We start from the raw sequence: 8,138 nt of genomic DNA, 5'->3' as shown, positions 1-8,138 counted from the left end.
GCAGGCGGAACACGCCGTCGCGCTTGGCAAACAGCGGGATCATGATGTTTTCCATGACGCTGAGATCGCCGAAGATCTCGGGCGTCTGGAACACGCGGCTGATGCCCATCTGGTTGATCTCGTGCGGCGACCGGCCCAGCACGGACTGGCCATCGAACATCACCGAGCCCGTGTCGGGGATAAGCTTGCCCACCAGGCAGTTCAGCAGGGTGGACTTGCCCGCCCCGTTGGGGCCGATGATCGCGTGGCAGGTGTTTTCCACCACGCTGAGGTTGACGTCGGACAACGCCTGGAGCCCGCCGAAGCGCTTGCCCACGTCCTTGACTTCGAGAATGCCCATGGATGCGCTCCTTATTCGGCGGGTTCGGACTTGGCGTTACCGGTGTCGTCGGTCTTCTTGCCGCGCACCGCGCGGGCGATGCGCTGGCCGGCCTCGACCAGGCCGCCGGGCAGGAAGATCACGACAGCCATGAACATCAGGCCCAGCGTCAGGTGCCAGCCCTTGCCGATGAACGGGTAGATGATGGTGATCACGAAATCCTCGAGCCCGTCGGGCAGGAACGCGAACCAGGTGTGCAGGATGTCCGAGTTGATCTTGGACAGGATGTTTTCCATGTACTTGATCAGACCCGCGCCCAGGACCGGCCCGATCAGCGTGCCGGCGCCGCCCAGGATCGTCATCAGCACGACCTCACCGCTCGCGGTCCAGAACATCCGCTCGGCGCCTGCAAGCGGGTCCATCGAGGCCATGAGGCCACCGGCGAGACCGGCATACATGCCCGAGATCACGAAGGCCGCGAGCGCGTAGGGCTTGGGGTTGAGGCCGGTATACTTCATCCGCTGCTGGTTCGACTTGATCGCGCGCAGCATCATGCCGAAGGGCGACCGGAAGATCCGGATGGCCATGTAGAACGACAGCAGCATCACCACCGCGCAGAAGTAGTAGCCCGCGTTGAAGGTGAAGGCCCAGCCGCCCACCACGAGGTCGACGCTTTCGCGCATCTCGACGCCGAAGAGGCCGGGCACCGGGATGTTGCCGCTTGCGGTCTGCGCCGCGCCCAGGATCCGCGGATCGTCCAGCGCCAGCTGAAGGCCCGTCTCGCCGCCGGTCAGAGGCGTGAGGACCGAGTAGGCGAGGGCAAAGCACATCTGCGCGAAGGCCAGCGTCAGGATCGAGAAGTAGATGCCCGACCGGCGCAGCGTGATGTAGCCGATCAGCAGCGCGAAGAGCCCGGCGCAGGCGACCGACAGCACGATCGCGGGCAGCACGTTCATGCCTACCAGCTTGAACATCCAGACCGCCGCATAGGACCCGACGCCGAGGAAGGCGGCGTGGCCGAAGGAAAGGTAGCCGGTCAGGCCGAACAGGATGTTGAAGCCGATTGCGAAGATCCCGTAGATCACGAAGCGCTGCATCAGGTCGGGATAGCCCGCGTTGAACTGCGCCAGGCCGCTGTCGGCGGGGAAGGGGTTCAGGATGAACGGCGCCAGCATGGTCAGCGCCGTCACCAGAAGCAGAAGCCGGAAATCCTTGCCCGCCAGCCCGAGCATCCCGCCCGACCGACCCGCTTCCGACGCGCCGGGGCGGGAGGCCTTCTTGGGGGCGATGGTTCCGCTCGTTTGCGATTGATCGGTCATGGGATCAGTCCTCCATCACGCCCTTGCGACCCATGAGGCCCCGCGGACGTGCAAGCAGAATGATGATGGCGACCAGATAGATGATGATCTGGTTGATGCCTGGAATGATGTTGATGACCTCGCGCATGGACGCGAAGCTTTCGAGGATGCCCAGCAGGAACCCCGCCGCGACGGCCCCGGGCAGCGAGCCCATGCCGCCCACCACGACGACCACGAAGCTGAGGACCAGGAAGTCCATGCCCATGTGGTAGTTCGGCGAGTAGATCGGCCCGTACATGACACCCGCAAGGCCGGCCACCGCGGCCGCGAGGCCGAACATGATGGTGAAGCGCTTGTCGATGTTGATGCCGAGCAGGCCCACGGTCTCGCGGTCGGCCATGCCGGCGCGGACCACCATGCCGAAGGTGGTGAACTGCAGGAAGGCGAAGACCGCGCCGATGATGATCGCGGCGAAGATGAAGTACACGAGGCGCCAGTAGGGATAGAGGATCGTGTTCGCGTCGAAGCCCAGCAGGACGCCGAAATCGAAGCTGCCGGTGAAGGCCGGCGGCGCCGGCGTCGGGATCGGGTTGGCGCCGAAGTAGTACTTGATGATCTCCTGCAGCACGATCGCCAGGCCGAAGGTTACCAGGATCTGGTCGGCGTGCGGGCGCTTGTAGAAGTGCTTGATCAGGCCGCGCTCCATCGCGACGCCGATCAGGATCATGATCGGGATGGCGAACAGGATCGCCAGCGGCACGGCCCAGTCGATGATGGTCTGCCCGGCGCTTTCGCCGAAGATGCCGTAGACGTAGGGCACGTCGACCTGCATCGGGTTGCCCAGGAAGTCGGTGCGCGTCTCGTCGACCACCGTGTAGGACATGCTCAGGATCCGGCTCAGCGTCACCGCGCAGAACGCGCCGATCATGAACAGCGCGCCGTGCGCGAAGTTCACGACCCCCAGCGTGCCGAAGATCAGCGTCAGGCCCAGCGCGATCAGCGCATAGGCAGAGCCCTTGTCCAGGCCATTGAGAATTTGAAGAATGATTGCGTCCATGGCCTCACCCCGCCAGGTCCAGATGTGCCGCGTGCTCCGACGGAATCGGAAATGCGGTTCGGTACGGGCCGGCCCCTGAGAAGGGCCGGCCCGGTCGTGTCGGTGCTGTCAGAGGCGGCGATCAGGCGCCGTTGTTGCACGACCCCAGGGCGCCGCCCGCGAATTGCGGGTGGTCGGGCGCGTAGGTGACCTGGTCGGCCGGCGTGATCTCGACGATCTCGAGGAGGTCGAACTCGGAGGTCGGGTTCTCCTTGCCGCGCACCACGAGGACGTCCTTGAAGCACTGGTGGTCTTCGGCGCGGTACAGCGTCGGGCCGTTGCCGAGACCGTCGAACTCGAAGCCTTCCAGCGCCTCGACGACAGCGCAGGGCTCGAAGCTGCCGGCACGCTCGCACGCATCGGCGTACAGCAGCGTCTGCACGTAGCAGGTATGCGCCGCCTGGCTGGGCGGGAAGCCGTATTCCGTGCCGAAGGAGCGCACGAAGGTCTGGCTAGCCTCGTCCTGCAGCGACCAGTGCCAGTTGGTCGAGCCGAAGATGCCTTTCACCGCGTCGCCGGCACCGCGAGCCATCAGGCGCGAGTAGAGCGGCACGACGATCTCGAAGTTCTTGCCGTTGGCTTGCGCTTCACGCAGGCCGAACTGCACGGCGTTGGTCAGCGAGTTGACCATGTTCCCGCCGTAGTGGTTCAGGACCAGCACGTCGGCGCCCGATTGCAGGACCGGCGCGATGTAGGACGAGAAGTCGGTCTGCGTCAGCGGCGTCTTGACGGCCGCGACGGTTTCCCAGCCCATCGCCTCGGTCGACGAGCGGATCGCCTCCTCGGTGGTGTAGCCCCAGTTGTAGTCGGCGGTCAGGTGGTACGCCTTGCGGTCGCTGCCGTAGTTGGCTTCGAGCACGGGCGCGAGGGCCGCGCCGGACATGTACGAGTTGAAGAAGTGGCGGAAGCCGTTGGCCCGCTTGTCCTTGCCGGTGGTGTCGTTCGAGTGCGTCAGGCCGGCCATGAAGATCACGCCCGCCTCCTGGCAGAGCGCCTGCACGGCCACCGCGACGCCCGAGGACGAGCCGCCGGTGATCATGATCGCGCCGTCCTTCTCGATCATCGAGCGGGCGGATGCGCGGGCGGCGTCGGACTTGGTCTGCGTGTCACCGGTCACGTACTCGACCCGCTTGCCCAGGATGCCGTTGCCCTTGAGCGCGTTCGAGCTGAACGTGTTGATCATGCCGCCGTCGCCCTCGCCGTTGAGGTGCTTGACGGCCAGTTCGTAGGCGCGCAGCTCGTCGGCGCCCTCGTCGGCATAGGGGCCGGTCTGGGGCACGTTGAAGCCCAGGGTGACGGTGTCTCCGGTCGGCTCGTTGGTGTAGGCGTTGGCGCGCGAAGCGAACATCGTCGGCAGCGCCAGGCCGGCGCCGCCCACGGCCCCGGTCTTGAGCACGCCGCGGCGCGTCAGATTGCTCTTGGACATGGATTCCTCCCAATCAGGTTCAGCGCCAGGCCGGAACTCCTCCATCCGGCAAGGCATGCACAGGGTGCAAAGAGAGCATGCCAAAAGAAAGGAAAACCGTGCAACAAGTGGTTTCAATGCAAGGCTTTTTTTGTCAAAATCTGAAAAGGAACGCGCGGCGAGCTGTAAAGTCGTTTATGTTGCGTCGCAGAAACGCGTTGAAATGACGTAAGGAAAGTCATGGCCCGGGGAACCCTGATCGGCTCGCGCATCCGCGAAAGGCGCATCGCGCAGGGCATGCGGCAGGCCGATCTGGCCCGCGCGGCCGGGATCTCTGCCTCGTACCTGAACCTCATCGAACACAATCGCCGCAGAATCGGCGGCAAGCTGCTGGTCGACATCGCGGCGCTTCTGGACACCGAAGCCGCGCTGCTGGCCGAGGGCGCCGGCGCCGCGCTGATCGCCGGACTGCGCGAGGCCGCCGGAGCCGCGCCCGATGCGGGGGCGGAAATCGACCGCGTCGACGAGTTCACCGGTCGCTTCCCCGGCTGGGCACGCCTGCTGGCCGAGACGCGGGCGCGCGTGACCGCGCTGGAGCGCACCGTGGAGACGCTCACCGACCGGATGACGCACGACCCGCACCTGGCGACCTCGCTGCACGAGATGCTGACGACCGTCACCGCGATCCGCTCGACCGCCGCGATCCTGGCCGAGCCGGGCGAGATCGCGCCGGAATGGCAGGCGCGCTTTCACCGCAACATCAACGAGGACAGCGCCCGGCTGGCCGAGACGTCGCGCGCGCTGGTCGCCTACCTCGAATCCGATGGCGAGGCGGTGTCCGAGACCGGCAGCCCGCAGGAAGAGGTTCAGGCGGCCTGGGACGCTGTGGGTCACCACGTCCCGGCGCTCGAAGAAGGCGCGGAGCCGGCGGAGGCGCTTGCGGAGATGGGCGCGGACCTTTCGGCGGGTGCGCGATCGGTGCTGCACGTAGAACTGGCGCGCTATGCGGCGGACGCGGCCGCGCTGCCGATGGACCGCCTCGCCGCGTATGTAGATCGGCTGGGGCCGGACCCCGTGCTCTTGGCCGACGACCTCGGCGCAGATGTCGCCGTGGTGATGCGGCGCTTGGCGGCGATGCCTTCGGATCGCCTGGCGGAACCCGTGGGACTGGTCACCTGCGACGCCTCGGGCGTGCTCGGCTACCGCAAGCCGCTGCCGGCGTTTCCCATGCCGCGCGTCGGCGCAGGCTGCCCGCTCTGGCCGCTCTACCGGGCGCTGGCGCGGCCGTTCGTCGTGGTCTCGGACTTGGTGCGCCCGGCGGCCGGCGACGGCACGCTGTTCTGCGCCGAGGCCTTGGCGCTGCCCATCGCCACCCCGCTGCGCGACCGTGACCCGGTCCTGCAGGCGCAGATGTTGATCCGCCCGGGGTCGCTGCAGACCGGCGCGGCCGCCGCGGTCGAGGATGTCGGCAGCGCCTGCCGCGTCTGCCCTCGCGAGGCCTGCCGTGCCCGGCGCGAGCCGTCGATCCTGGCCGGCGCCGCGCGCGGCGCACCGGTGTTTTGACGCAGCCCTCCAAGCCGACTAGGATCGCGCAACCGGCCGCGCGAGGAGGACCCTTCCGGGACGCGGCGGCCGGGCAAGGGGAGAGAGCGGGATGACCGGTCACGTGCTGGTGGTCGAGGACGAGCCGAACATTATCGAGGCGATCAGTTTCATCCTGTCGCGCGAGGGGTACCGAGTCGACAGCCACGGCAACGGCGTGGACGCTGCCGACGCGGTGCGCGCCCGCGCGCCCGACCTGCTGATCCTCGACGCGATGCTGCCTGGTCGGTCCGGCTACGACATCCTGCGCGAGCTGCGCGAGGATCCCCAGACCGCCGCGCTGCCGATCCTGATGCTGACTGCACGCGGCCAGACCCGCGATCGCGAGATGGCCGAAAGGGCGGGCGCAAGCCGCTTCATGACCAAGCCGTTCTCGAACGCCGAAGTGCTCGAGGCGGTGAAGGCGTTGACCCGGAGCACCGCATGAGCGCCGGCCCGCCGCCGCCGCTGTTCGTCGAACGCCAGACCTACCGGCTGCGTCGCTTGCGCGACGCCGCCCGCGCCCTGCCGGTGCTGGCGCTGATGCTGTGGCTGGTGCCGATCCTGTGGAGCATGCCCGGCGAGGCGGTGTCGGCCTCGGGCGCGCTGATCTACCTGTTCGGCACCTGGGCCGCTCTGGGACTGTCGGCCGGCCTGTTGATCTGGGCGATCGAGCGCGCCGAACGCCGCGCCCGCGCCGCCGAGGACGAGGCGCGCGCCCGGCGCGAGACCGCGCCGTGATCACCACAAACGCGCTGGCGGCCATTGCGCTGACCTACGTGACATTCCTGTTCGGCGTGGCCTTCTTCGCCGAGCGCGCGGCGCGGCGCGGCCGTGTCGACTGGCTGCGCGCCCCGATCATCTACACCCTGTCGCTGTCGATCTACTGCACCGCCTGGACGTTCTACGGCGCCGTGGGCTCGGCCGTGCGCGGCGGGTTCGAGTACCTGACGATCTATCTCGGCCCCAGCCTGGTGATGATCGGCTGGTTCTGGGGGCTGCGCAAGCTGGTGCGCATCGGGCGTGCGCAGCGGATCACGTCCATCGCCGACCTGATCTCGTCCCGCTACGGCAAGTCGAACCTGCTGGGCGTCGGCGTCACGCTGCTGGCGGTGATCGGCACGACGCCGTACATCGCGCTGCAGCTGCAATCCGTGACGCTGTCGGTCGACGTCTTTGCCCACCCCGAAAGCGATGGTGCCAACCAGCTGATGACCGCGTTCTGGGTCGCCGCCGGCCTGTCGCTGTTCACGGTGATCTTCGGCACCCGCAACCTGGATGCGAATGAGCGGCACCACGGCGTGGTCATGGCCATCGCGGTCGAGGCGGTCGTCAAGCTTTTCGCGCTGCTGGCTGTCGGCGTCTTCGTGGTCTGGGGCCTGATGGGCGGCGTGTCCGCGGCGCTGGACCGCGTCGATGCCTCGGCGCTGGGCCAATGGGACGTACAGGGCGGGCGCTGGGTGGGGCTGACCATGCTGTCGGCGGCCGCGTTCCTGTGTCTACCGCGCATGTTCCAGGTCATGGTGGTCGAGAACGACAGCGACGCGCAGCTGCGCCTCGCGGCCTGGGCGTTCCCGCTTTACATGGGTTTGATGAGCCTGTTCATCGTGCCGATCGCTGTGGCGGGCCTCGACCTGTTGCCGGTGGGCGCGAACCCGGACCTGTTCGTGCTGACCGTGCCGCTCAGCCAAGGCCACGAGGGGCTGGCGGTCCTCAGCTTCCTCGGCGGGTTCAGCTCGGCCACGTCGATGGTGATCGTGGCGGCGATCGCGCTGTCGACCATGGTGTCGAACCACATCGTCATGCCAGTCTGGCTGCGCCTGCGAAACGACGCAGTCAGCTTCTCGGGCGACGTGCGCCACGTGGTGCTGCTGTCGCGGCGGCTGTCGATCATGGGCGTGCTGCTGCTGGGATACGTCTACTACGCGCTGTCCGGGGGCGGCGCGGCGCTGTCGGCGATCGGCCTCGTCAGCTTCACCGGCGTGGCGCAGATCCTGCCGGCGCTGATCGGCGGCATCTTCTGGCGCGGCGCCACCCGGCTGGGCGCGATGGCCGGGATCGGCATCGGATCTGCCGTGTGGATGTACACGCTGTTCCTGCCCAGCTTCGGCGAGGGCGTGATCCTGTCGCTCGCGGTATTCGAGACCGGGCCCTTCGGCATCGGCGCCTTGCATCCGCACGCGCTGTTCGGGCTGGGTGGACTCGACCCGCTGATGCATGCGGTGCTCTGGTCCCTTTCGCTCAACACCATCGCCTTCTTCGCAGCGTCGATCGCCAGCTTTCCCAGCCCGCTCGAACGCCTGCAGGGGGCGCAATTCGTCAACGCGGACCTGCAGGCGGCCGGGCGGCGCGGTTGGTCGGGTGCGGCGGCCCAGGCCGAAGACCTGATGGTCATGGCGCAGCGCATCCTGGGCGCGCGCGAGGCGCAGGCGCTGTTCC

7 protein-coding genes and 1 pseudogene are annotated in these 8,138 nt (G+C 67.7%); 4 read left to right on the top strand and 4 right to left on the bottom strand.

Going from position 1 to position 8,138, the window contains the following annotated elements; translation table 11 throughout:
• From ACFDTC_RS08730 to ACFDTC_RS08715, 4 genes are all read right to left on the bottom strand, one after another.
• Nucleotides 1-340: ATP-binding cassette domain-containing protein (locus tag ACFDTC_RS08730; protein ID WP_375258489.1), on the bottom strand; the 340-nt coding region annotated here is incomplete at its 3' end.
• An 11-nt stretch (nucleotides 341-351) separates the two neighbouring features.
• Complete coding sequence (locus tag ACFDTC_RS08725) at nucleotides 352-1,551, bottom strand: branched-chain amino acid ABC transporter permease (protein ID WP_375258515.1); 1,200 nt, start codon at nucleotides 1,549-1,551, stop codon at nucleotides 352-354.
• A gap of 91 nt (nucleotides 1,552-1,642) precedes the next feature.
• Nucleotides 1,643-2,674 carry a branched-chain amino acid ABC transporter permease gene (locus ACFDTC_RS08720; protein ID WP_375258488.1) on the bottom strand — a complete coding sequence of 344 codons (1,032 nt, stop codon included), beginning with the start codon at nucleotides 2,672-2,674 and terminating at the stop codon, nucleotides 1,643-1,645.
• 121 nt (nucleotides 2,675-2,795) lie between these two features.
• Nucleotides 2,796-4,139 (bottom strand): substrate-binding protein, encoded by a 1,344-nt coding sequence (locus ACFDTC_RS08715; protein ID WP_375258487.1) that lies wholly within the window; start codon nucleotides 4,137-4,139, stop codon nucleotides 2,796-2,798.
• 219 nt (nucleotides 4,140-4,358) lie between these two features.
• On the opposite strand from ACFDTC_RS08715, the gene ACFDTC_RS08710 reads away from it, so the two are divergent.
• From ACFDTC_RS08710 to ACFDTC_RS08695, 4 genes and pseudogenes are all read left to right on the top strand, one after another.
• A complete protein-coding gene (locus ACFDTC_RS08710; protein WP_375258486.1) occupies nucleotides 4,359-5,681 on the top strand; it encodes a short-chain fatty acyl-CoA regulator family protein in 1,323 nt (440 codons plus the stop codon).
• Between the two features lie 91 nt (nucleotides 5,682-5,772).
• Nucleotides 5,773-6,147, top strand: coding sequence for a response regulator transcription factor (locus ACFDTC_RS08705; protein ID WP_375258485.1), 375 nt, complete (start codon nucleotides 5,773-5,775; stop codon nucleotides 6,145-6,147).
• Complete coding sequence (locus ACFDTC_RS08700; protein WP_375258484.1) at nucleotides 6,144-6,440, top strand: hypothetical protein; 297 nt, start codon at nucleotides 6,144-6,146, stop codon at nucleotides 6,438-6,440. Before ACFDTC_RS08705 ends, ACFDTC_RS08700 begins: the two co-directional genes overlap by 4 nt.
• A pseudogene (locus tag ACFDTC_RS08695) lies at nucleotides 6,437-8,138 on the top strand (sodium:solute symporter); the annotation flags it as partial. The gene ACFDTC_RS08700 and the pseudogene ACFDTC_RS08695, both read left to right, overlap by 4 nt.

It is taken from the genome of Citreimonas sp., assembly GCF_042096055.1.
In the GTDB taxonomy this organism is placed as follows: Bacteria; Pseudomonadota; Alphaproteobacteria; order Rhodobacterales; family Rhodobacteraceae; genus Citreimonas.
The sequence above is the reverse complement of the archived record's forward strand: the minus strand, read 5'-3'. Positions and strand labels throughout refer to the sequence as shown.